The sequence below is a fragment of the Pseudomonas lini genome, from assembly GCF_030812475.1.
GTDB lineage: Bacteria > Pseudomonadota > Gammaproteobacteria > Pseudomonadales > Pseudomonadaceae > Aquipseudomonas > Aquipseudomonas lini_A.
The window spans coordinates 209991-233116 of record NZ_JAUSSR010000006.1; the positions used below are offsets into that span (position 1 = coordinate 209991).

General features: G+C 60.7%; 24 protein-coding genes and 1 pseudogene. 8 read left to right on the top strand and 17 right to left on the bottom strand.

The genetic code is table 11. The annotated features are described in order from the left end of the window. The first annotated feature begins 94 nt into the window (after positions 1–94). The 3 genes from J2W17_RS13620 to J2W17_RS13630 all read left to right on the top strand — a co-directional run bounded on the left by J2W17_RS13620 (position 95) and on the right by J2W17_RS13630 (position 1896). A complete protein-coding gene (locus J2W17_RS13620) occupies positions 95–262 on the top strand; it encodes a rubredoxin (protein ID WP_007954349.1) in 168 nt (55 codons plus the stop codon). A 17-nt stretch (positions 263–279) separates the two neighbouring features. Beyond that, a complete protein-coding gene (locus J2W17_RS13625; protein ID WP_307334649.1) occupies positions 280–1428 on the top strand; it encodes an NAD(P)/FAD-dependent oxidoreductase in 1149 nt (382 codons plus the stop codon). A gap of 192 nt (positions 1429–1620) precedes the next feature. Beyond that, on the top strand, positions 1621–1896 hold the full coding sequence (locus J2W17_RS13630; RefSeq protein WP_003177201.1) for an HU family DNA-binding protein: 276 nt from the start codon (positions 1621–1623) through the stop codon (positions 1894–1896). Positions 1897–2003: 107 nt separating this feature from the next. Here the strand turns inward: J2W17_RS13630 and J2W17_RS13635 are convergent, their stop codons facing one another. Further along, positions 2004–2279 carry a DUF6124 family protein gene (locus J2W17_RS13635; RefSeq protein ID WP_307334658.1) on the bottom strand — a complete coding sequence of 92 codons (276 nt, stop codon included), beginning with the start codon at positions 2277–2279 and terminating at the stop codon, positions 2004–2006. 515 nt (positions 2280–2794) lie between these two features. Here J2W17_RS13635 and J2W17_RS13640 point away from each other — a divergent pair. Further along, the gene (locus J2W17_RS13640; RefSeq protein ID WP_307334660.1) at positions 2795–3184 is read left to right on the top strand and encodes a helicase; all 390 of its coding nucleotides are present in this window, start codon (positions 2795–2797) and stop codon (positions 3182–3184) included. Between the two features lie 122 nt (positions 3185–3306). On the opposite strand, the gene J2W17_RS13645 is transcribed toward J2W17_RS13640, so the two are convergent. From J2W17_RS13645 to exbB, 6 genes are all read right to left on the bottom strand, one after another. After that, positions 3307–4707 carry an aminoacyl-tRNA deacylase and HDOD domain-containing protein gene (locus J2W17_RS13645; RefSeq protein WP_307334663.1) on the bottom strand — a complete coding sequence of 467 codons (1401 nt, stop codon included), beginning with the start codon at positions 4705–4707 and terminating at the stop codon, positions 3307–3309. Positions 4708–4785: 78 nt separating this feature from the next. After that, on the bottom strand, positions 4786–6861 hold the full coding sequence (gene recG / locus J2W17_RS13650) for an ATP-dependent DNA helicase RecG (RefSeq protein WP_307334665.1): 2076 nt from the start codon (positions 6859–6861) through the stop codon (positions 4786–4788). Between the two features lie 9 nt (positions 6862–6870). Next, a complete protein-coding gene (locus tag J2W17_RS13655) occupies positions 6871–7800 on the bottom strand; it encodes a hydrogen peroxide-inducible genes activator (RefSeq protein ID WP_307334667.1) in 930 nt (309 codons plus the stop codon). A gap of 279 nt (positions 7801–8079) precedes the next feature. Then, positions 8080–8829, bottom strand: coding sequence for an energy transducer TonB family protein (locus J2W17_RS13660; RefSeq protein ID WP_307334669.1), 750 nt, complete (start codon positions 8827–8829; stop codon positions 8080–8082). After that, entirely contained in the window at positions 8826–9254 is a 429-nt protein-coding gene (gene exbD, locus J2W17_RS13665; protein ID WP_150745142.1) for a TonB system transport protein ExbD, read from the bottom strand. Before exbD ends, J2W17_RS13660 begins: the two co-directional genes overlap by 4 nt. 6 nt (positions 9255–9260) lie before the next feature. Then, the gene (exbB, locus tag J2W17_RS13670) at positions 9261–10226 is read right to left on the bottom strand and encodes a tonB-system energizer ExbB (RefSeq protein WP_307334672.1); all 966 of its coding nucleotides are present in this window, start codon (positions 10224–10226) and stop codon (positions 9261–9263) included. A gap of 187 nt (positions 10227–10413) precedes the next feature. Here exbB and J2W17_RS13675 point away from each other — a divergent pair, with 187 nt between their 5' ends. Continuing rightward, a complete protein-coding gene (locus tag J2W17_RS13675) occupies positions 10414–11271 on the top strand; it encodes an SDR family oxidoreductase (protein WP_307334674.1) in 858 nt (285 codons plus the stop codon). Between the two features lie 138 nt (positions 11272–11409). On the opposite strand, the gene J2W17_RS13680 is transcribed toward J2W17_RS13675, so the two are convergent. The 6 genes from J2W17_RS13680 to J2W17_RS13705 all read right to left on the bottom strand — a co-directional run bounded on the left by J2W17_RS13680 (position 11410) and on the right by J2W17_RS13705 (position 16717). After that, entirely contained in the window at positions 11410–12150 is a 741-nt protein-coding gene (locus tag J2W17_RS13680) for a hypothetical protein (protein WP_307334676.1), read from the bottom strand. A 73-nt stretch (positions 12151–12223) separates the two neighbouring features. After that, positions 12224–12604 carry a RidA family protein gene (locus J2W17_RS13685; RefSeq protein WP_003229509.1) on the bottom strand — a complete coding sequence of 127 codons (381 nt, stop codon included), beginning with the start codon at positions 12602–12604 and terminating at the stop codon, positions 12224–12226. A gap of 24 nt (positions 12605–12628) precedes the next feature. Then, positions 12629–14734 (bottom strand): bifunctional GTP diphosphokinase/guanosine-3',5'-bis pyrophosphate 3'-pyrophosphohydrolase, encoded by a 2106-nt coding sequence (gene spoT, locus J2W17_RS13690; protein WP_307334679.1) that lies wholly within the window; start codon positions 14732–14734, stop codon positions 12629–12631. A 56-nt stretch (positions 14735–14790) separates the two neighbouring features. Beyond that, positions 14791–15054: a DNA-directed RNA polymerase subunit omega gene (gene rpoZ, locus J2W17_RS13695; RefSeq protein WP_007894670.1), complete on the bottom strand. Its 264-nt coding sequence runs from the start codon at positions 15052–15054 to the stop codon at positions 14791–14793. Between the two features lie 166 nt (positions 15055–15220). Further along, complete coding sequence (gene gmk / locus J2W17_RS13700; protein ID WP_307334682.1) at positions 15221–15841, bottom strand: guanylate kinase; 621 nt, start codon at positions 15839–15841, stop codon at positions 15221–15223. Between the two features lie 12 nt (positions 15842–15853). Next, positions 15854–16717 (bottom strand): YicC/YloC family endoribonuclease, encoded by an 864-nt coding sequence (locus J2W17_RS13705; RefSeq protein ID WP_307334684.1) that lies wholly within the window; start codon positions 16715–16717, stop codon positions 15854–15856. A gap of 268 nt (positions 16718–16985) precedes the next feature. Here J2W17_RS13705 and rph point away from each other — a divergent pair, with 268 nt between their 5' ends. After that, on the top strand, positions 16986–17708 hold the full coding sequence (rph, locus tag J2W17_RS13710; RefSeq protein WP_046045041.1) for a ribonuclease PH: 723 nt from the start codon (positions 16986–16988) through the stop codon (positions 17706–17708). A 28-nt stretch (positions 17709–17736) separates the two neighbouring features. Beyond that, positions 17737–18105, top strand: a complete 369-nt coding sequence (locus tag J2W17_RS13715; RefSeq protein ID WP_307334689.1) for a DUF4870 domain-containing protein — start codon at positions 17737–17739, stop codon at positions 18103–18105. A gap of 174 nt (positions 18106–18279) precedes the next feature. Here the strand turns inward: J2W17_RS13715 and J2W17_RS13720 are convergent, their stop codons facing one another. Further along, positions 18280–19059, bottom strand: coding sequence for an exodeoxyribonuclease III (locus tag J2W17_RS13720; RefSeq protein ID WP_007934608.1), 780 nt, complete (start codon positions 19057–19059; stop codon positions 18280–18282). A gap of 82 nt (positions 19060–19141) precedes the next feature. Here J2W17_RS13720 and pyrE point away from each other — a divergent pair, with 82 nt between their 5' ends. Further along, complete coding sequence (pyrE, locus tag J2W17_RS13725) at positions 19142–19786, top strand: orotate phosphoribosyltransferase (protein ID WP_307334691.1); 645 nt, start codon at positions 19142–19144, stop codon at positions 19784–19786. A gap of 181 nt (positions 19787–19967) precedes the next feature. Here pyrE and argB read toward each other — a convergent pair whose 3' ends face one another. The 3 genes and pseudogenes from argB to dut all read right to left on the bottom strand — a co-directional run bounded on the left by argB (position 19968) and on the right by dut (position 23121). Beyond that, positions 19968–20873 carry an acetylglutamate kinase gene (argB, locus tag J2W17_RS13730; protein ID WP_307334693.1) on the bottom strand — a complete coding sequence of 302 codons (906 nt, stop codon included), beginning with the start codon at positions 20871–20873 and terminating at the stop codon, positions 19968–19970. 39 nt (positions 20874–20912) lie between these two features. Further along, positions 20913–22316, bottom strand: a pseudogene (locus tag J2W17_RS13735) (phosphomannomutase/phosphoglucomutase); the annotation flags it as partial. 349 nt (positions 22317–22665) lie between these two features. Further along, entirely contained in the window at positions 22666–23121 is a 456-nt protein-coding gene (gene dut / locus J2W17_RS13740; RefSeq protein WP_307334695.1) for a dUTP diphosphatase, read from the bottom strand. Positions 23122–23126: the final 5 nt, after the last annotated feature.

The window sequence follows — 23126 nt, forward strand, 5'->3', positions numbered from 1 at the left end:
CCCGATCAGTACAAAACGCCCCTGAGCCGGACGGCAGCGCTCCAACCATCGACCGTTCGCGCCGGCAAAAGCCTGAATTTGAGGATGTACCTGAATGAAAAAGTGGCAATGTGTGGTCTGCGGCCTGATTTACAACGAAGCCGACGGCTGGCCGGATGACGGGATTGCGCCGGGAACACTGTGGCAGGACGTGCCGGAAGACTGGCTGTGCCCGGATTGCGGCGTGGGCAAGATGGATTTCGAAATGATCGAAATCAACTAAGACTGGAGGAGTAAGGAATGAACGCACCTGTCGTGATCGTCGGCACCGGGCTGGCGGGTTATAACCTGGCCCGGGAGTTTCGCAAACTCGATGGCGAAACTCCGCTGCTACTGATTACCGCAGATGACGGACGCTCCTACTCCAAACCGATGCTCTCCACCGGCTTCGGCAAGAACAAGGACGCCGATGGCCTGAGCATGGCCGAGCCGGGCACCATGGCCGAGCAGTTGAAGGCCGAAGTGCGTACCCACACCCGTATCAGCGGCATCGATCCGGGTCACAAGCGCCTGTGGATCGGCGAAGAATCGGTGATCTACCGCGACCTCGTGCTGGCCTGGGGTGCGGAAACCGTGCGCGTGCCCATCGAAGGCGATGCAGCTGATTGCGTGTTCCCGATCAACGACCTGGAAGACTATGCCCGCTTTCGCGCGGCAGCCGCGGGTAAGCGTCGGGTGTTGTTGCTCGGCGCCGGCCTGATCGGTTGTGAATTCGCCAATGACCTGATCCTGGGTGGTTATGAGGTGCAACTGGTTGCACCCTGCGAGCAGGTGATGCCGACCCTGCTGCACCCGGCAGCCGCCGCGGCGGTCCAGGCCGGCCTGGAAAGCCTCGGCGCACGCTTCCATCTCGGCCCCGTGCTCAACCGTCTGCAGCGCGTCGCTGACGGGCTCGAAGCGCATCTGTCCGATGGCCAGGTCATTCCTTGCGATGTGGTGGTGTCGGCCATCGGCCTGCGCCCGCGCATCGACCTGGCAGCTGCGGCCGGTGTGCAGGTCAATCGCGGGGTGGTGGTCGACCGCCATCTGAAAACCTCCCACGCCAATATCTACGCGCTGGGGGATTGCGCCGAGGTCGATGGGCTGAATCTGCTGTACGTCATGCCCCTGATGAGTTGTGCGAGAGCGCTGGCACAAACCCTCGCCGGAAAGCCGGTCGCCGTGAGCTACGGCCCGATGCCGATCACCGTGAAAACACCGGTCTGCCCCTTGGTGGTATCGCCGCCGCCACGGGGTACGGAAGGCGTCTGGACGGTCGAAGGGCAGGGGGCCGACCTGAAGGTTTTATGCCGCGATGCCGATGGAAAGCTGCTGGGTTATGCCCTGACAGGCGCGGCAGTGATGGAGAAACTGGCACTCAACAAAGAGCTTCCACCACTGCTGGCGTAAATACCGGTCGTTCTGTCGGAATCACCCCGCTTTTGCCCCTACAAAGGTCGCGCCGAGACTGGCGCGGCCCTGCCGTGCGTGCCATCCTCACTCCTGTCTGCCGCAGAGTAGAGCATCTGCGGCACCTTGGGCGCTGTTCCAACGAGAACGGCACGGACATAACAACAAAAAACCGTCAAAGGGGCTTCACTAATGCGTAAACCAGAACTCGCCGCCGCCATCGCGGAAAAAGCAGACCTCACCAAAGAGCAGGCCAATCGCGTCCTCAATGCCGTTCTCGAAGAAATCACCGGCGCTCTGCATCGCAAGGACAGCGTCACGCTGGTGGGCTTCGGGACCTTCCTGCAACGCCACCGCGGTGCACGCACGGGCAAGAACCCGCAAACCGGTGAGCCAGTGAAAATCAAGGCCAGTAATACCGTTGCGTTCAAGCCGGGCAAGTTTTTGAAAGATAGTGTTAATCCATAATTGCGGCGGGCTCCCTGCTTAGGGAGAGCCGTATTGAAAGAATGGGCATGCCGAGTGAGTCGGGTGCCCATTTTTTTTGCGTTTTTTTGTTGGGGCTTCGCTTGTTTCTATGTTTCGAACGGGGGCTCCACCGGTTCCGTTGAGTCGATGTGATCCAGTGCTCGTTCCACCAGTAGATGCACACCGTCGGCCATTCTGCTGATCGCCAAGGCAACGGAACGGCTTCGGCCTTCTACGTCGTCGGCCAGGTAGGCGGCGATGGCGCTGATGGACAGCAGGTCTTCGGAGGCGTTGGCCAAGAGGGCTTCGGTTTGGATGTCTGGAGAAACGGTGAAAAGATGGCCGTTTCGGGGATTCGGGGGATTGGGTGTTGGTTTGATCATTGGAGTAGTACCGATATTAAGGAGCTAACACCAATTCGCTTGCACTTCGAAAGAGGTGGCAGCTGTGTATAGGTGTGCAAGACCGGAATCGGCAAACCGGCAGACCCGAAGGTCTCCCACACACAGCCGCCATAACAATCCGCGAGCATAGAAAAACGCTCGATGAATAGCCATAAACGATTGTGCCGATTCAGGACTTGCACGTCCGAGTCACTGATTTTTCGGTGACGAACAGAGGTTATCGACGAAAACAAGGATCGGGTAGTTCATGGAAGGCACCGCGTATTGCAGGAAATTTCCGAAAATATTGAGAGGGACTAGATCAAAAGATCGCAGCCTGCGGCATCTCCTGCAGGGAGGTCGAGGTCGTCGCTCCTTCGGTGCGTTTTGTCTGTGACTTGGTAGTCATCGGCGTCAAAAAATGGGGCATCTTCCTCTATCGGAAACGATGGTGGCGTTCTCGCTTGGAACCGCTACACTGCGCCGGCCGTTCATTTTCCATTGAGGCTGTGCGTATGAAATTTCGTTTTCTTCTGTGGGTTTTGGGTTTGATGATGGGTAAGGCCAGCCGAACTAATCCTGCGTTCCAGCAGCAGTTGGGTGATAAGGATCTGGTGTTCCAGCTACAGACTCTGGATGGCAAAGTGGCGCGGCATTTCCGGGTGAAGGATCAGCGCATTACCAGCAAGTCCGGTGTGCATGCCGAGCCGGCATTTGCGATTGCCTTTAAAGATGCTGCCTATGGCTTTGCCACAATGCAGGCGAAGAACAAGCAGTTGGCATTCATGACGGGGATTCAGGACAAGTCGATTCAGATCAAGGGCAACCCGGCGCTGGTGATCTGGTTTCAGGGGTTGACGAAGTATTTGAAGCCGAGGAAGGCGAAGGCCAAAGCCAAGGTTTGAGGTGGCCAGTTAGACCGAGGTGAATTCATCGCGGGCAGGCCACGCTCCCACAGGTTTTGCGTCGTTACCAAAAGGGTTGAACGATGCGATCCTGTGGGAACGAGGCTTGCCCGGGATGCTTTTCAGGGGTGGCTGAATTGTGAAGCCAGCTCACGCAGCAGCACTTCAGCCTCCAGCACTTTGCTGACAACGTCGTTGGCTTTGTCGCGGCTGATGCCCAGGCGTTCCAACAGGGCGTCGGGGATTTCTTCGACCGGGCCTGCGCCGACGCCGCGGCTGCGCAGCAGGCGCACGGCCAGGCAAACGAGGTTCGGGTATTCGGCGCAGGCGCCGTCATAGCTCGGATCGTGCTGGAAGCGCAGGGCGGTGGTCAGTTCATCCGGCATGTCCCAGTAGCGCATCAGCCACGCGCCGATCTGTTCGCGGCTGATGCCCAGCAGGTGTTGTTCCACAAAACTGTGGCCCAGGTGCGGGTTGACCTCAAGATGGCGGCAGATCAGCGAGAAATGCGGCGGGAATACGTGGGCCAGCAGCAAGTAACCGAAGTTGTGCAGCAGGCCGGCGAGGTAGGTCAGGCCGGCTTCCGGGCGCTGGGCGCGGGGCATGGCGCGGGTCAGGCCTTCGATGACGGCGGCGGTATAGATCGACTGCTGCCAGTACGGCGTGGTCTGTCGCGGGTGATCCTTGGGCAGGCTCAGGGTTTTGCCCAGGGCCAGGCCCAGCGCCAGGTTGATCACCAGGTCGAAACCCAGCACCCGGACGATGGCGTCTTCCACCGAGCGGATTTTGCCCGGCGAGGCGTAGTAGGGAGACGCCGCCCAACTGACGACTTGCGCGGCCAGGGCAGGGTCGGTTTCCACGACGCCGGTAATGTCGTCAATGGTGGCGTTGGGATCGACCCGTAGCTTGATGATTTTCTGCGCGGTCGTGGCCAGGGGCGGAATTTCGATGGTCTCTTCCAGACGTTGCTGGATGCGCCGTGCCGTGAACGCCTGGACGGCCCGGGTGATTTCCTGGCGGTCATCGTCGGGCCGGTCGAGGTTCGGGCGGATGCTGGTCAGGGTTTCGCCGAAGTTGGCGGCGCTGGCCTTGGTCAGCAGGGTCTTGAAGTCTTCGCGGGTGACCTCAAGCCATACGCCTGGCTCCCCCGAGTCGATCAACAATGTCGGCTCGCGCAGCAGGCTTTCTTCGTACAGGCACGGCGAACTGGTCAGCGCCGGCAAGCCGGGCAGCAGGCTCAGGTTGTGTTTGCCGAGCATTTTAACCCGACGTTCGGTGGACACGGCGGTCAGGCGGCGACCTGTGAGTTCGGCCAGGCGGTTGAGGTCCAGCAATTGGCTTTGAGGGAACAGCACCATGAGCGGTCCGACTGTATCGTCGAGCAGAACCACCTGCACTTTGCGCGCGGCGTTCAGGCCGTGGTGGTCGAGGACTTCATCAAAGGCAATGCCCAGCTTGCCCAGCAACCGCCGAATTGCAGACGGCGTATGCGGGATTTCGGGGGCGAGGGCAGCGTCAGTCATGGCGTGGATCCGTTCTCGAACAGTTGCAGGAGTATAGCCATCATGTGTAACACGCCGGACCGGAAACTGCGACGCTGCTCACACTTGGCCGTATTGCTGCCCGTGACGCAGCCAGCGGTCGAGCAGCGGGCTGACGTGATCGGGCCAGCGCTCCAGCAGCGCCTGCGCAGCGTCGCGCACTGCAGGCAACAGGTCGGCGTCGCGCATCAGGTCGGCGACTTTGAATTGCAGCAGGCCGGTCTGGCGCGTGCCGAGCATTTCGCCAGGGCCGCGCAGTTCAAGGTCTTTTTCGGCGATGACAAACCCGTCGTTGGTTTCGCGCATGATGCCCAGGCGCTGACGACCGATCTGTGACAGTGGTGGGTGGTAGAGCAATACGCAATGGCTGGCGGCACTGCCCCGACCGACGCGCCCGCGCAGCTGGTGCAGTTGGGCGAGGCCGAGGCGTTCGGGGTTTTCGATGATCATCAGGCTGGCGTTGGGCACGTCGACGCCGACTTCAATCACAGTGGTTGCGACCAGCAGTTGCAGGTTCGCGGCCTTGAATTCGGCCATGACGGCGGCTTTCTCGGCGGGCTTCATGCGGCCGTGGATCAGCCCGACCTTCAACTCGCCAAGGGCGGCGGTGAGGTCTTCATAGGTGGTTTCGGCGGCTTGGCAGGTCAGCTCTTCCGACTCTTCGATCAGCGTACACACCCAATAGGCCTGGCGCCCTTCGGCACAGGCGCCGCGCACCCGTTCAATGACTTCGACCCGTCGGGTGTCGGTGACCAGCACCGTGTTCACCGGTGTGCGACCGGGTGGGAGTTCGTCGAGGATAGAGGTGTCGAGGTCGGCGTAGGCGCTCATGGCCAGCGTCCTTGGAATCGGGGTGGCGGTCATGATCAGCTGATGCGGGCACATCCGCCCGCCGACGCCTTTCTGCCGCAACGCCAGGCGCTGTTGCACGCCGAAACGGTGCTGTTCGTCAATGATCGCCAGTGCGAGGTTCTTGAACTGCACTTCGTCCTGGAACAGCGCGTGGGTGCCGACCACCATGGGTGTGCCACTGGCGATCTGTTCCAGGGCAGTCACGCGGTTCTTGCCCTTGAGTTTGCCGGCAAGCCACGCCACTTCGATGCCCAGCGGTTCGAGCCAGCGCTTGAAGGTGATGAAGTGCTGCTCGGCGAGGATTTCGGTGGGTGCCATCAGCGCCACTTGATAACCGGCTTCCAGCGCCTGCAAGGCGGCGAGGGCGGCGACCACGGTTTTACCCGCGCCGACGTCGCCCTGAATCAGCCGGAGCATCGGTTCGTGCTGACTGAGGTCGTAGGCAATTTCGTTGCCGACCCGTTGCTGGGCGCCGGTCGGGGTAAAGCCCAGGTTGGCCAGGTATCTGGCCGGCAGTTTCGTCGCTTTCGGCATCGCCGGCGCACGCAAGGAGCGCATGCTCTCGCGCAATCGCTGCTGGGACAGTTGATGCGTCAGCAGTTCCTCGAAGGCCAGACGGTGCTGTGCCCAGTGATGACCCAGGGCGAGCTCGTCGACATCGGCATCGGCCGGCGGGTGATGCAGGTAGCGGATCGCATCGGCCAGCGGCGCCAGTTGATAGTCCCGCGCCAGTTCGGTCGGCAGCCAGTCGGGCAGGCTGGTCGGGCCGAGCATCGTCAGGGTTTGCATGCACAGTTGGCGCAGGCGCTGCTGTGTCAGGCCTTCGGTGAGTGGATAGACCGGGGTCAGGGTTTCATCCACGGGCGGCGGCTCGTCGCCGGTGATGGCGCGGTATTCCGGGTGGTAGATCTCCAGCCCCGACGCCCCGGGCCGTGCCTCGCCGTAGCAGCGAATCCGCGTGCCACGCTTGAGGCCTTCTTTCTGGGCATTGCTGAAATGGTAGAAGCGCAGGCTGAGCCCGCCGGTGCCATCCTGCAATCGCACCACCAGGCTGCGGCGTCGGCCCATGACCACGTCCGCGCCGCTGACGGTGCCTTCGATCACGGCGTCTTGTCCGGGCCGCAAGTGGCCGATCGGCACCACGCGGGTACGGTCCTGGTAACGCAGTGGCAGGTGAAACAGCACGTCCTGGAGATTTTCCAGGCCGACCTTGGCCAGTTTTTCCGCCATGGCTTCGCCGACACCCTTGAGTGCGGTCACCGACACTTGCGACAACTCGGTCATGGCTGCGGCTTAACCGGCAACTACCGGCGCTGGCGGCTTGGCCACCGAGCACAGGCGAATGGAGTCAGCGAGGATCTCGATGGCTTTGGGCCGCGGGAAGCTCGCGCGCCAGGCGATGGCCACGGTGCGGAACGGCACCGGGGGCGACAACGGGCGCACTTCGATCACGCCGGGTGCGTAGTGATGGCTGTCCACGGCCGAGAGCGGCAGGATCGAGATGCCCAGGCCGGAAGCGACCATGTGGCGAATGGTTTCCAGCGAGCTGGATTCCACTGTGGTGTGCTTGGCGCCGTCGTTGCCCTTGGCCAGGGTCGGGCAGGCTTCCAGCACCTGATCGCGGAAACAGTGGCCTTCGCCGAGCAGCAGCAAGCTCTTGTCGTTGAGCAGGGCGGCATCGATGGAGTCCTTTTGCGTCCACGGGTGCTGGGCCGGCATCAGGACGTAGAACGGCTCGTCGTAGAGCGGCAAGGTCAGCACGTCGGCTTCGTTGAACGGCAAGGCGATGATGATCGCGTCGAGCTCGCCGTTGCGCAGTTTGTCGCGTAGCACGTGGGTGAAGTTTTCTTCGATGTACAACGGCATCTGCGGGGCGACCCGGTGCAGTTGCGGAATCAGGTGCGGAAAAAGATACGGGCCGACCGTGTAGATGGCACCGACTTTCAGCGGCGCGGTCAGCTGGTTCTTGCCAGCCTGGGCCAGTTCGCGGATGCCTTGGGCCTGTTCCAGGACTTTCTGCGCCTGGGCCACGATGCCTTCGCCGACCGGAGTCAGGCGCACGGCGCTCTTGCTGCGCTCGAAAATCAGCACACCGAGTTCATCCTCGAGCTTTTTCACGCCGACCGACAACGTCGGCTGGCTGACATGGCAACGCTCGGCCGCATGACCGAAATGCTGCTCTTGGGCGAGGGTAACGATGTAGCGTAATTCTGTGAGGGTCATAACAAGCGTCCATGAAGTTGCGGGCCAAGCATACCGGCTGCAATCGATAGACGCACGTTATCAGACTGGGGGTGTTGCGTGACACTGGGCAATGCGGTTTTGCCGCTGGCAGACCGCAAAAAAGCACCTTGCGGTGCCTTTGGTGATTCGAGTCTTGCGGCTGGCGGATAACCTTGTGGGAGCGGGCTTGCCCGCGATAGCGGTGTGACATTCAACAAAGATGTTGGATGTTCCGGCCTCATCGCGGGCAAGCCCGCTCCCACAGGGTTTGTATTGCGTTTAACGCCGGCGTTTTTCCAGCGAGTAAACAAAGGGTGCAACAATTTCGATGGCGCCGTTGGTCAGCATGTCGGCCGGCGGCTTGGGCAGCGGCTGGGCGCGGCGGATCATTTCCAGGGTGGCCCGGTCCAGATCGGCGTTGCCGGAGCGGCCCACCAGTTCGAACGACAACACATTACCTTCGCCATCCACGACAAACCGTAGACGGTTCAAGCCTTCCTTGCCACGCGCCTGGGCGCTGGCCGGGTATTTTTTGTACTTGGCCAGGTGGGCGAGCAGGGTGCCTTGCCAGCTGGCCTTGGCCGCTTGCTGCGCCGCCGAGGGTCCCGGTGCCGGTTGTGCGGATTTCTCCGTCGGTGCCTGGGTCGGTTGAGTGTCGGCCGGTTTTTCCTCGGAAGGTTTTTCCTTCGGCGGCTCCGGTTTTTTCTCCACAGGCTTGGGCGGTTGAGGCTTCGGCTTGGGTTTGACCGGCTTTGGCACGGCAATCTCGGCCTTCGGCGCTTCGGCCAGTTTCGGGATCGGCAGTTCTTCCACCGGGGCGGGTGGCTGTGGCGGCGTTATCACCTTGGGCGGTGCCGGCGGTGGCGGGGCCGGAACCGGCGCCAGCTCGACCATCATCGCCTGTGGCGGCAGCTCGATCGGTGGGCGTGACGTCCAGTTCAGTGCCAGCGCAATGGCCAGCGCATGGACGCCCAGCACCACGGCCAGGCTCCCGCTGTAACGCGTCAGCTTATGGCGCGTCGTGATCATTTCTTGGCTGCCGTCTCGAGTCCGACCAGGCCGACCTTCAGGTAGCCGGCGGAGCGCAGGTTGTCCATCACGCTCATCAGGTCGCCATAATCCACGCCCTTATCGGCCTGGAAGAAGATCGTCGTGTCTTTCTTGCCCTTGGTCCTGGCGTCCAGCGTAGCGCCGAGCGCTTCAGCCTTCACTTCCTCTTCGCCGAGGAACAGGCGTTGATCAGCCTTCACGCTGAGGAACACCGGCTTTTCTGGCCGTGGCGCCGGTTTGGCGGTGGAAGCGGGCAGGTCGACCTTGATGTCCACGGTGGCCAACGGGGCGGCCACCATGAAGATGATCAACAGCACCAGCATCACGTCAATGAACGGCGTGACGTTGATTTCGTGGTTCTCGGCCAGATCGTCGTCTGCGCCTTCTTTCAAATGCAGGCCCATGGCCGATTACCCCACTTTCACCATGTGCGGTTGCGAGCTGCGCTCAGGCTGGTGATCGAGGTCGCGGCTGACCAGCAGCAGGACTTCTGCCGACGCGTCGGATACCTGCGCCTTGTAACCGGCGATGGAGCGGGCGAACACGTTGTAGATCACCACTGCTGGAATCGCGGCCACCAGACCCAGAGCCGTCGCCAACAACGCTTCGGCAATGCCGGGTGCCACGACCGCAAGGTTGGTGGTCTGGGTTTTGGCGATGCCGATGAAGCTGTTCATGATGCCCCACACGGTACCGAACAGGCCGACGAACGGTGCAGTGGAGCCGATGGTGGCGAGCACCCCGGTACCGCTGCTCATGTTGCGACCGCAGGCTGCAACCAGGCGCTCGAGGCGGAAGGCGACGCGTTCCTTGATGCCTTCTTTCTCGCGGCTGTTGGTCGACAGGCGCATCTCTTCCAGCGCATCGTGGACCAGCAGGTTGGCGAGGGTGCCAGCCTTGGTGGCGGTCACGCTGGCCTCTTTAAGGGTGGTGGCTTTTTTCAGGTGGACGATCTCATTGCGCAGACGACGCTTGGCGCCCATCAACTCGAAGCCCTTGGCGATCCAGATGGTCCAGGTGACGATCGATGCGATGGCCAGGCCAATCATCACGATTTTCACGATGATGTCGGCGTTCTGGTACATGCCCCATGGCGACAGGTCGTGGGCCATGCCGAGGGTGTTGTCGGCTTCGAGGACTTCAGGGACGTCTTCGGCGGTGGCATCTACAGCTTGGGCCGGGTCAGTTGCGACTGGTGTCGCGGCAGCGGGTGCTTGATCGGCAGGGGCCGCAGCCGTAGCGGCAGGGGAAGCTGGCGCTTGTGCGTCAGCGAAAGCGGCGGTTGGCGCCAGCATCAGGCTAAGCAGCAGGGCGGCCACCGCGCTCCAGGCGCGAGGTCGTTTGGTTGGCGAAGCGGGGAATTGATTGCGTGTCATGCTGGCCGGACCTGAGAAAGAAAAAGGTAAATGTTCTTCCAGGCCTCGTGAGGCCGAGAACAAAAGTGGTGGGCATTATTGCAAGTAATTCTTGTTAACAAAAGTAATACAGTAACTTTTTTTCCTGCATTACTAGCCGCTCGTCCATTGCCGGCGCTAGTCTGTGGCTTTGCGAAGGAGTTTTCTGATGTCCGCGCCCACTGTTTTGATCGCCGGCTGCGGTGATGTCGGCAGTCGTTTGGCCACGCAATTGCTGGCCGAACGATGGCAAGTTTATGGTCTGCGGCGCAGTGTTTCGCGGTTGCCGGCCGGGGTCATCGGTGTTGCCGGTGACTTGTTCAGCGAGCAGTGCCCGGCTGACTGGCCCACCGGTCCGCTGGATTATCTGGTGTACAGCGCTGCCGCCACCGACCACGACGAAGCAGGCTATCGCGTCGCCTATGTCGAGGGATTAAAGCATGTGCTGTGTTGGCTGAAGCAGCATGGCCAGCAGCCAAGGCGGGTGTTGTTTGTGTCCAGCAGCAGTGTTTACGGTCAGCAGGAAGGGGAGTGGGTGGATGAGCGTTCACCGACCATTGCCGCGGGCTACTCCGGTCGTTTGATGCTGGAGGCAGAGCAAGTGGCGCTGCAGAGCGCGATCCCCGCCAGCATCGTGCGCCTGACCGGCATCTATGGTCCGGGCCGTGAGTGGCTGCTGACCCAGGTTCGTCGAGGGTATCGCGTGGCGATCGATCCGCCGTTGTATGGCAACCGGATTCACGTTGACGACGCGGCGGGGCTGTTGGCGTTTCTGCTGGAGGCGGATCGACGCGGTGTGATGCTGGACGATGTTTATATCGGCGTGGACGACGCACCGGCACCCCTGGCGCAAGTGGTGGACTGGTTACGTGAATATCTGGGTGTGACGGAGTGGGCTGAGGATGCGAGCGTGCGTCGTACGGGCAGCAAGCAGTGCAGCAATGCCCGGATAAAGGCATTGGGCTGGACGCCGAAGTATCCAAGCTATCGCGAAGGCTATGCCGCGATTCTCGAAGGCCGCTGCTGAACTCCGGGCACTCGAAACACCTGTAGGAGCCGGCTTGCCGGCGAAGACGGTGTATCAGTCAGCAGTGATGTTGAATGTTACGGCCCCTTCGCCGGCAAGCCGGCTCCTACATTGTCATGCGTTGGCTGTGAGATCGGGTTACTGCTTTTCCAGCAACCACTTGCGCTCACCCGGCGTGAACTGAGGCATCTCGTCAGCCTGCGCCGTGTTCACGGCCTGCAGAATCTCCAGCTCTTTGCCCTTGCGCGCAAAGATCCAGGTATTGCCCTGGCCGTTCAGTTGCAACCACATGTTGTCGTTGCCGCCACTCATCGAAGCGCAATCACCGGCCAGGCACAGGGCATAGCGATCCGCCCCCGGCAAACCGGCAACCTGGCCGTCGGCCTGGAATTGCACGGTGTTGCCTGCACTGGGCCCGTTGATGACTTTCCAGCTGCCACCCATATACGAGGAATACAGCGCGCGCTCGAAACTGGCGCCAAGTGGTGCGCCCGCCGGCACCTGAACCTGTGCGCGGTCGAAGACCTGCTCCGGCTCGTTCTCGCTGGCGGCCTGGCTCAATTGTTTGCCATCGCGCTTGAGCTCACTACCGGCGCTGCCATAAAAGTCGACTTTCCAGGCGCCGGACTGTTCGCCCAACAGCTTGCCGTCGACATTTTCAAAACCGTTGGTATAGCGGGCCTGACTGGCCTTGGTGTTCACGTCCCACTCCAGGTTCGGACCATAGGCCTGGAGCGCTTCACGCAGGGGGCCGCCTTTGGATGCAGCATCGATCGCCACCTGGTTGATCCAGGTGCCGCTGATGTCACGATCGGCGGGGTTGCTGGCACATCCGCCCAAGAACAGGGCGATCAGCGAGAGAGCAAGCGCTTGGCGCATGGTGGAATCCTTTCTGAACGCTTTTTTCTGCAGCATCAGCAGCGCAGCCCATCGAGGGCTGCGCCGTATGCATTTACTCGATGACCAGGATGGCATCCATTTCAACCTGCGAACCCTTCGGCAGGGCAGCGACACCGATGGCGGCGCGGGCAGGGTAAGGCTGGTCGAAGTACTTGCCCATGATCTCGTTGACCTTGGCGAAGTGGCTCAGGTCGGTGAGGAAGATGTTCAGTTTGACGATGTCCTTGAACGAACCACCGGCGGCTTCGGCCACGGCCTTCAGGTTCTCGAACACCTGGACGGTCTGGGCTTCGAAGCCTTCGACCAGTTCCATGGTTTTCGGGTCAAGAGGAATTTGACCCGACATGTAAACGGTGTTGCCAGCCTTGATCGCCTGGGAATAAGTACCGATGGCGGCCGGGGCCTTGTCGCTGGTGATAACAGTCTTGGTCATGAATGACTCCTTGTAATGAATGGGCTACGCGCGCATGCGGGTGATGCGGATTACCCCGGTCAGGGCGCGCAGTTTCTTGATCACACGGGCCAGGTGCACGCGGTCGTGTACGCTGACCACCAGTTGGACCACGCTGATGCGACCATCGCGTTCGTCCATGCTGATTTTTTCGATATTGCCGTCGGCCGCGTTGACGCTGCTGGCCAGCAAGGCGATCAAACCGCGCTGGTGTTCCAGCTCGACGCGCAGTTCGACGTTGAATTCGCCGGTGACATCCTTGGCCCACGAGAGCTGGATGCATTTTTCCGGGTTGTGACGGATTTCGCTGATGTTGCGGCAGTTGTCCAGGTGCACGACCATGCCTTTGCCCGCGGACAGGTGGCCGACGATCGGGTCGCCCGGGATCGGCGTACAGCACTTGGCGTAGCTGAGCACCAGGCCCTCGGTACCACGAATCGCCAGCGGACCTTCCGGGCTGGGCAACTGTTCGCCTTCGCCGAGCAGGCGACGGGCGACGACATAGGCCATGCGATTGCCCAGGCCGATGTCTTCGAGCAGGTCTTCGATCAATTCCAGGCGGTACTCGGTCAGCATCGCCTTGACGCGCTCGGCCGGGACTGTGTCCAGGGAGCTGTCGAAACCATTGAGGACCTTATTCAGCAGGCGTTCGCCCAGGCTGATGGATTCGGAGCGGCGTTGCAGTTTCAGCGCATGGCGGATGTGGGTCCGCGCCTTACCGGTCACCACGAAGTTCAGCCATGCCGGATTCGGCCGTGCGCCAGGCGCGCTGACGATCTCGACCGTGGAGCCGCTTTGCAGCGGTTCGGACAGCGGTGCGAGACGACGGTTGATCCGACAGGCAATGCAGCTGTTGCCCACATCGGTGTGCACCGCGTAGGCGAAGTCCACCGCCGTGGAGCCTTTTGGCAGCTCCATGATCCGGCCCTTGGGGGTGAACACGTAGACCTCGTCCGGGAACAGGTCGATCTTCACGCTCTCGATGAATTCCAGCGAGTTGCCAGCGCGTTGCTGCATCTCCAGCACGCCTTTGACCCACTGGCGAGCGCGGGCGTGAGTGCCCTTGGGCTGCTCGTCGCCGCTGGATTTGTACAGCCAGTGCGCAGCGATGCCGTTGTTGGCCATCTCTTCCATTTCACGGGTGCGGATCTGGATCTCGATCGGAACACCGTGCATGCCGAACAGCGTGGTATGCAGCGACTGGTAACCGTTGGCCTTGGGAATCGCGATGTAATCCTTGAACCTCCCTGGCAATGGCTTGTACAAATTATGCACAGCGCCCAGCACACGGTAGCAGGTATCGACCTTGTCGACGATGATCCGGAACGCATAGACGTCCATGATCTCGTTGAAGGCCCGACGCTTGCCGCGCATTTTCTTGTAGATGCCGTAGAGGTGTTTCTGACGACCGCTGACCTCGCCCTGGATGCCGTCGATGGCCAGGCAGTGGCTGAGGGATTCTTCGATCTTGTTGACGATTTCCTTGCGGTTGCCCCGGGCGCGCTTGACCGCCTGGTAGATCCGCGCGGAACGCATCGGGTGCATGGCCTTGAAGCCCAGGTCCTCGAATTCTATGCGGATGGCGTGCATGCCCAGCCGATTGGCGATGGGTGCATAGATTTCCAGGGTTTCCTTGGCGATCCGCCGGCGCTTTTCGCCGGACAGCACTTCCAGGGTGCGCATGTTGTGCAGGCGGTCGGCCAGCTTTACCAGGATCACGCGTATATCGCGCGCCATGGCCATGGCCATTTTCTGGAAGTTTTCCGCCTGGGCTTCGGCTTTGGTCTCGAAATTCATCTGGGTCAGCTTGCTGACCCCGTCGACCAATTCGGCCACGGTTTCGCCGAACTGCGCTTGCAGCGCTTCCTTGGCAATCCCGGTGTCTTCGATCACGTCATGGAGCATGGCCGCCATCAGGCTCTGATGGTCCATGTGCATGTCGGCAAGAATATTCGCCACCGCAAGAGGATGCGTGACGTACGCCTCACCGCTACGGCGGCGCTGGCCGTCGTGGGCTTGTTCGGCGTAGAAGTACGCTCGGCGGACCAGGTTGACCTGGTCCTTGCCGAGGTAGGTCGATAAGCGAGCGGCGAGGGCGTCTATGCTCGGCATGATAATTCCTGCCGTTCGTTGTGACCCCGCGCCGTGCTACGTCGACCAGGCATGGCTTAGACAGCCTCGTTGGACTCGTCCTCGAACGCTGCGAACAGCGGTTCGTCTTCGACGATTTCAGCATTGGCGATGAACTCGTAGCTCATCAGGCCTTCAGCGATTTCACGCAGCGCTACCACGGTAGGCTTGTCGTTTTCCCACTGAACCAGTGGCTCTTTGCCGCCGGTGGCCAGTTGACGGGCACGTTTGGTGGACAGCATGACCAGCTCAAAACGGTTTTCCACGTGGTTCAGGCAGTCTTCAACAGTTACGCGGGCCATGGTATTCCTCGGAGCGAATGCAATATGCGCGCTGCCCGGTTGGGCGAGCGGACTCGACAGTTTAAAAAATCACCAGCGTTTAGGGAAGCGCTGATTTTTTACCGGCCTCTTCAACGCGCTATAAGTGCCAATGTAAAGCCGTTGAAGCACTTTTGGGAAGAGCTGTTCAGCCGAGCAATTCGGCCAAAAGTTTTCCATTGCGTTGTTGCTGACGCTTCTGATGCAGCTGATTGGCACGGAAAATCGCCTGCAAATCACGCAGTGCGTGGGCGAAATCGTCGTTGATGATCAGGTAGTCGTAGTCGACGTAGTGGCTCATTTCGCTGACGGCTTCGCGCATCCGGCCTTCAATGATCTCGTCACTGTCCTGGCCGCGATTGGTCAGGCGCTGGTGCAAGGCCTCCAGGGACGGCGGCAGAATGAAGATCGAACGGGCCTGGGGCATCAGCTTGCGCACTTGTTCGGCACCCTGCCAGTCGATTTCCAGAATCAGGTCGTGGCCTTCGTCCAGCGTCTGCTGCAGGTGGCTTTGCGAGGTTCCATAAAGGTTGCCGAACACTTCGGCACGTTCGAGGAAATCCCCGTGCTCGATCATCTTCACGAACTCGCCGCGTTCGACGAAGTGATAGTTCACGCCGTTCACTTCGCCGGGGCGCATGGCGCGGGTGGTGTGGGAGACGGAGACGCGGATCTCCTGGTCAGCGTCGGTCAGGGCCTTGACCAGGCTGCTCTTGCCCGCGCCCGAAGGGGCGGAAATGATGTACAGGGTGCCGGTGCTGTGGGTCATGTCGGGGTTGCCTTACTCAATATTCTGTACTTGTTCGCGCATCTGCTCGATCAACACCTTGAGGTTGACCGCCGCCTGGGTACTGCGCGGGTCGAAGGCTTTGGAGCCCAATGTATTGGCTTCGCGGTTGAGCTCCTGCATCAGGAAGTCCAGGCGCCGACCGGCCGCGCCGCCGGCCTTGAGCACCCGGCGAACTTCGATGATGTGGGTGCTCAGGCGATCCAGTTCTTCGGCGACGTCGCTCTTCTGGGCGAGCATGACCATTTCCTGTTCCAGGCGCTGCGGGTCCATTTCGGCTTTCATGTCGGCAAAACGGTCGAGGACTTTCTGACGCTGGGTCGCGAGCATCTGCGGGACCAGTACACGCAGGGTCACCACATCTTCTTCAATGGACGTCAGGCGATCATTGATCAAGCGCGCCAGCTCCGCGCCTTCACGCTCGCGGCCAGCCTTGAGCTCTTTCAAGCCTTCGTTGAACAGCGTCAGCGCTTCGGCGCTCAAGGCTTGCGGGTCGGTGGCGTCGCCCACCAGCACGCCGGGCCAGGCCAGCACTTCCAGCGGATTGAGTGCGGCCGGATTCTTGATCAGGCTGGCGATGGTCTCGGCAGCCGCGACCAATTGCGCCGCGCGCTCACGGTCCACTTGCAAGGGTTTCTCGGTGTTTTCTTCGGTGAAGCGCAAGGTGCATTCGAGCTTGCCGCGGGAGATTCCCTGGCGCAGCGCTTCGCGGACCACGCCTTCGAGGTCGCGAAACGATTCCGGCAGGCGCAGATGCGGCTCCAGGTAGCGGCTGTTGACCGAGCGCAGTTCCCAGCTCAGGGTGCCTTGGGCACCGGCTTTCTCGACGCGGGCGAAGGCGGTCATGCTGTGCACCATGGAGGTACCTCGCAATTCAGGTTCAGGCGTCACCAAAGGTTTCGCTTACCTGATCAATATGAATTTAAGCCCAGAGGCAACAAAGGCGCAGGATTGTAGCGCAGTGGGGCGGATGCGCCCAAACACACCGTGTCACAAAGAGCTGCAGGCCGTCGGCTATGCTCTATTGCGGGCCTTCAGTCGTCGGCTGGAATTTTTAGAAGTGCCCAGGCGCGGCCCGCGGCTCTATAATGCTCGGCAGTTTTCCGTCCCCGTACAGGTATGCCCTATGAAACGTCCAAGTGGTCGCGCTGCCGATCAGCTCCGCTCGATCCGCATTACCCGCAACTACACCAAACACGCCGAGGGATCTGTACTGGTCGAGTTCGGTGATACCAAGGTCATCTGCACCGTCAGCGTCGAAAACGGCGTGCCGCGGTTCCTCAAAGGTCAGGGCCAGGGTTGGTTGACCGCCGAGTACGGCATGCTGCCGCGCGCTACCGGCGAGCGTAACCAGCGTGAAGCGAGCCGTGGCAAGCAAGGCGGCCGTACCCTGGAAATCCAGCGCCTGATCGGTCGCTCCCTGCGCGCTTCGCTGGACATGTCCAAGCTGGGCGACGTCACCCTGTACGTCGACTGCGACGTGATCCAGGCCGACGGCGGCACCCGCACCGCGTCCATCACCGGCGCCATGGTTGCACTGGTCGACGCCTTGAAAGTGATCAAGAAACGCGGCGGCCTGAAAGGTGGCGATCCGCTCAAGCAGATGATCGCTGCTGTTTCGGTCGGCATGTATCAGGGCGAGCCGGTGCTCGACCTCGACTACCTGGAAGACTCGGCTGCCGAGACTGACCTGAACGTGGTGATGACCAGTACCGGCGGTTTCATCGAAGTCCAGGGCACCGCCGAAGGTGCGCCGTTCCAGCCTGAAGAGTTGAACGCCATGCTGGAACTGGCGAAGAAAGGGATGAGCGAAATCTTCGAACTGCAGAAGGCTGCACTGGCCGACTGATCGAACCCGATCCAGGCAGGAGGACGTTATGAGTGACGAGCAACAGCTGCTTCCCACGCCGAGCAAAGAGGTTCGGCAATGGGCGATGTTTTGTCACCTGTCCGCCCTGCTGGGGATCTGGATTCCATTCGGTACGCTGATCGGGCCGCTGATTCTGTGGCAGATAAAACGCGAGATGGACCCGTTTGTCGATGCGCAGGGCAAAGAGGCGCTGAACTTTCAGATCACCGTCGCGATTGCTTCCGCCATTTCCATCTTGCTGATGGTGGTGGTCATCGGGTTCTTCCTGATCGGACTGGTGGCGATCGGTGCGCTGGTGCTGACGATCATCGGCGGTGTGAAGGCCAATGAAGGGGTGCCTTACCGGTATCCCTTTACCTGGCGGCTGATCAAGTAGCCACGACGCAGATCCATTGCGGGAGCGAGCCTGCTCGCGATAGCGTCCCTTCGGCCACTGAATAGGGTGACTGACACGACGCCATCGCGAGCAGGCTCGCTCCCACATTGAAAACTCAGCGCGCACAAAAAAGCCGACAGTGATGTCGGCTTTTTCGCATGTGCGATAAAACGCTTAAATGGTCAGCGTCCAGTCGTAGTCCACGATCAGCGGTGCGTGCTGCGAAAACCGCGGCTGCCGTGGCAAACGTGCGCTGCGTACAAAGCGGCGCAGGCCCGGGGTCAGCAACTGATAGTCGAAACGCCAACCGAGGTTGAGCATTTCTGCCTGTTCGTTGTCCGGCCACCAGCTGTACTGGTCACCTTCACGGCTGACTTCACGCAGGGCATCGACATACCCCATATTGCCGACAATCTCGTCCATCCAGGCACGTTCAGGTGCCAGGAAGCCCGGGGATTGCTGGCTGTCGCGCCAGTTCTTGATATCCAGCTTCTGTTGCGCCACGTACAGCGAGCCACAATAAATGTACTCGCGCCGCTTGCGTCGCTGTTTATCCAGATAACGGGCGAAATCGTCCATTAGCTTGAACTTCTGGTTCAAGTCTTCATCGCCGTTCTGCCCTGAAGGGAGCAGCAAGGTCGCGATGCTGACCTTGTCGAAATCGGCTTGCAGGTAGCGCCCGTAGCGGTCGGCCGTCTCGAAGCCGAGACCGCTGATGACTGCCTTCGGTTGCAACCGCGAATACAAAGCCACGCCACCCTGGGCGGGAACTTCGGCTTCGCAGGCATAAAGGAAGTAGCCATCCAGTTGGAAGGCTGGATCGTCCAGTTCAAAGGCGGAGGCGCGGGTGTCCTGCAGGCAGATGACGTCGGCATTCTGTGCTTGCAGCCAACTGAGCAACCCTCGCTCCACTGCAGCCTGAATACCATTGACGTTCACACTGATGATCCGCATAAATGGCCCCAAAAATCGCGTGCGTGTATGATACACGGCGTCAACCTAATTAGCTAAATCCGTGGTATTTGGGGTTTTTTTCATGCAAGCGTATCAGCGCGATTTCATTCGTTTTGCCATCGATCGCGGCGTTTTGCGCTTCGGCGAGTTCACCCTGAAGTCCGGGCGCACTAGTCCTTACTTCTTCAACGCCGGCCTGTTCAACTCAGGAAAGGCCCTGGCGCAGCTGGGTCGTTTCTATGCGGCAGCCATCGTCGAGAGCGCCATTCCCTTCGACGTACTGTTTGGCCCGGCCTACAAAGGCATCCCCTTGGCGGCGACCACTGCAGTGGCCCTGGCCGAACACCATGAGCGTGATTTGCCATGGTGCTTCAACCGCAAGGAGGCCAAGGCCCACGGCGAAGGCGGCAGCCTGGTGGGCGCGCCATTGACCGGCGACGTGCTGATCATCGACGACGTGATCACCGCGGGTACCGCGATCCGTGAAGTGATGCAGATCATTGCTTCCCAGGAGGGTGCCAAGGCGGCGGGCGTGCTGATCGCCCTGAACCGACAGGAGCGTGGCAACGGCGAGTTGTCGGCGATCCAGGAAGTGGAGCGCGACTTCGGCATCCCGGTGATCAGCATTGTTTCGCTGAACCAGGTGCTCGAGTTCCTGGCTGACGATCCGCAGCTCAAGCAACACCTGCCGGCAGTTGAAGCCTACCGCGCACAGTTCGGCGTCTGATTCTGTAGGAGCCGGCTTGCTGGCGAACCATGCGACGCAGGGTGTCAGGTATGCCGCTTTCGCTGGCAAGCCAGCTCCTACAGGGATGTCGGCGAATGGGCCGCCGCCGGTTTGTCAGATGTGCCGCGCAAAAAAAGACCCCGCTCAGCCAGGCTGAGCGGGGTCTTTTTGCAGGTGTTGCTTACGGACGCTTGCGGTTACTGATCAAGGTGCCCACACCAGTATCGGTGAAGATCTCCAACAGAATCGCATTCGGTACCCGGCCATCGATGATCAGCGAGCTGCCCACGCCGCCCTGTACCGCTTCCAGCGCGCAACGGATCTTCGGCAGCATGCCACCGTAGATGGTGCCGTCGGCGATCAGTTCGTCGACCTGCTGGGTGGTCAGGCCGGTCAGGACCGTACCCGCCTTGTCCATCAGGCCGGCGATGTTGGTCAGCAGCATCAGCTTTTCGGCTTTCAGCGCTTCGGCGACTTTTCCCGCCACCAGGTCGGCGTTGATGTTGTAGGACTCGCCGTTGGCGCCGACACCGATTGGCGCGATCACCGGGATGAAGTCGCCTTTGACCAGCAGGTTCAGCAGGTCGGTGTTGATTCCGACCACTTCGCCCACCTGGCCGATGTCGATGATTTCCGGCTGGGTCATCTCCGGCGTCTGGCGGGTCACGGTGAGCTTTTTAGCGCGAATCAGCTCGGCGTCTTTACCTGTCAGGCCGATAGCGCTGCCGCCATGACGGTTGATCAGGTTGACGATGTCCTTGTTGACCTGGCCACCGAGGACCATTTCCACCACGTCCATGGTCTGCGCATCAGTCACGCGCATGCCATCGATGAAGTGGCTCTCGATCGACAAGCGCTTGAGCAGGTCGCCGATTTGCGGGCCGCCGCCGTGAACCACCACCGGGTTGATACCGACGGCTTTCATCAGCACGATGTCGCGGGCGAAGCCGGTTTTCAGCTCCTCGCTTTCCATCGCGTTGCCGCCGTATTTGATCACCAGCGTCTTGCCGACATAGCGGCGGATGTAAGGCAGCGCTTCGGACAGGACCTTGGCGGTGTTGGCGGCGGCTTCGCGTTCGAGGGTCATTCAGGGCTCCGGCACTTCGATAAAGGGCGCTTCAATAAATCAAAACGGTAGTTGGAGATCAGGTGCAACACGCTTCAACTGGACTTTGAACACGTCCTTGATGCGCTGCAGTTCAGCCTCGTCATCGGCCTCGAAACGCAGCACCAGCACCGGCGTGGTGTTGGAGGCGCGAACCAGGCCCCAGCCTTTGGCGTAGTCGACTCGCACGCCGTCGATGGTGGTCAGGTCAGCGCCTTCGCCCCACTTCGCATCGTGCAATGCATCAATGATGCTGAATTTGCTCTCTTCGGTCACATGGATATTGATTTCCGGCGTAGAAATATCGTTCGGGAAGGTCGCAAACAACTCTTCCGCGGTGGATTTTTCCTTGCTGAGGATCTCCAGCAGACGCGCGGCGCTGTAGATGCCGTCGTCGAAACCGAACCAGCGCTCCTTGAAGAAGATGTGGCCGCTCATTTCGCCGGCCAACAGGGCCCCGGTTTGCTTCATTTTCTTTTTGATCAACGAGTGACCGGTCTTCCACATGAGCGGACGACCGCCATATTCCTTGATCAGTGGGGTCAGGCGGCGGGTGCATTTGACGTCGAAGATGATTTCCGCGTCCGGGTTGCGCGCCACGACATCGCGGGCGAACAGCATCAGCAGGCGGTCGGGGTAAACGATGCTGCCGGTGTTGGTCACTACGCCGACGCGGTCGCCGTCACCGTCGAAGGCCAGACCCAGGTCGGCCTTGGTTTCCTTGACCTTGGCGATCAGGTCGACGAGATTTTCTGGCTTGCCCGGATCCGGATGATGGTTCGGGAAGTTACCGTCAACCTCGCAGAACAGCGGGATGACTTCGCAGTTCAGGGCTTCGATCAGCTGCGGGGCGATAACGCCAGCCGCGCCGTTGCCGCAGTCGACAACCACCTTCAGGCGCCGGGCGAGCTTGATGTCCTGGACGATTTCGGTGTTGTAGCGATCGAGGATCTCGACCTGGGTGATGGTGCCCTGGCCGCTGCTCAGGTTGTTGGTCTTGAGGCGATCGTGCAGGGCCTGGATCTGTTCGTTGGCCAAGGTATCGCCAGCGATGACGATCTTGAAGCCGTTGTAATTCGACGGGTTGTGGCTGCCGGTCAGCATGACGCCGGATTTGCCTGCCAGTACGTTGGCGGCGTAATACAGCGCAGGGGTTGGCACCAGGCCGACGTCGCTGACGTGGCAACCGCTTTCCGCCAGGCCCTTGATCAGTTGTTCTACCAGTTCCGGGCCGGACAGGCGACCGTCGCGGCCAACCGAAACATTGGGTTCGTTCTGGGCCAGGCTCTGGGAGCCGATGGCGCGACCAAGCCAATAAGCGGTTTCAGCGTTCAAGAATTCCGGGACGGTGCCGCGAATATCGTAGGCGCGGAAGATGCTGTCGGGGAACTTGGGTGCGACGTTTGCCGGGGTGCTCATTACTGGGAATGCTCCATCTTGAAAGTGGCTGGACCTGCCGGTGAAAAACTCGCCGGCTGGCTCAAACTGAAGGGTATGACGGTGTTTTCAGCAGAGAGTTCGTGGTGTGTAAAGGCCATGCCACCTGCATTTGCAAGGAAATCACCGGCCAATCCCTTGATTTTGAGCCGTAAACCTTCCAGATGAATTTTGTACAAATTTCAGAAAACATTGCCCCTGTGGCGAGGAGCTTGCTCCCGCTGGGCTGCGAGCGGCCCCAGGATTTTGTGGGCGCTGCGCACCCAAGCGGGACGGTGCGGCGTTCCGACAAGCTCCCTCGCCACACAAATCCCTCACCCTGGGTATCGCGTGCTGATCAATGGCTGCCGGAATGCCCGAAACCACCGGTGCCGCGCTGGGTTTCGACGAACTCATCGACCATCTCGAAGTGCGCTTGAACCACCGGCACCAACACCAGCTGAGCCAGGCGTTCGCCGACCACGATGTTGAAATCGGACTGACCACGATTCCAGCACGACACCATCAACGGGCCCTGGTAATCGGAGTCGATCAGACCGACCAGATTACCCAGCACGATGCCGTGCTTATGACCCAGGCCGGAACGCGGCAGAATCAGCGCTGCCAGGCCCGGGTCGCCGATGTACACCGACAGGCCGGTAGGGATCAGCAGGGTTTCGCCCGGCTTGATGACGGTGTCTTTTTCCAGCATGGCGCGCAGGTCGAGGCCGGCGGAACCGGGCGTGGCGTACTGCGGCAGCGGGAATTCGGTACCGATGCGGGGATCGAGGATCTTGGCTTGCAAAGCGTGCATGTAAA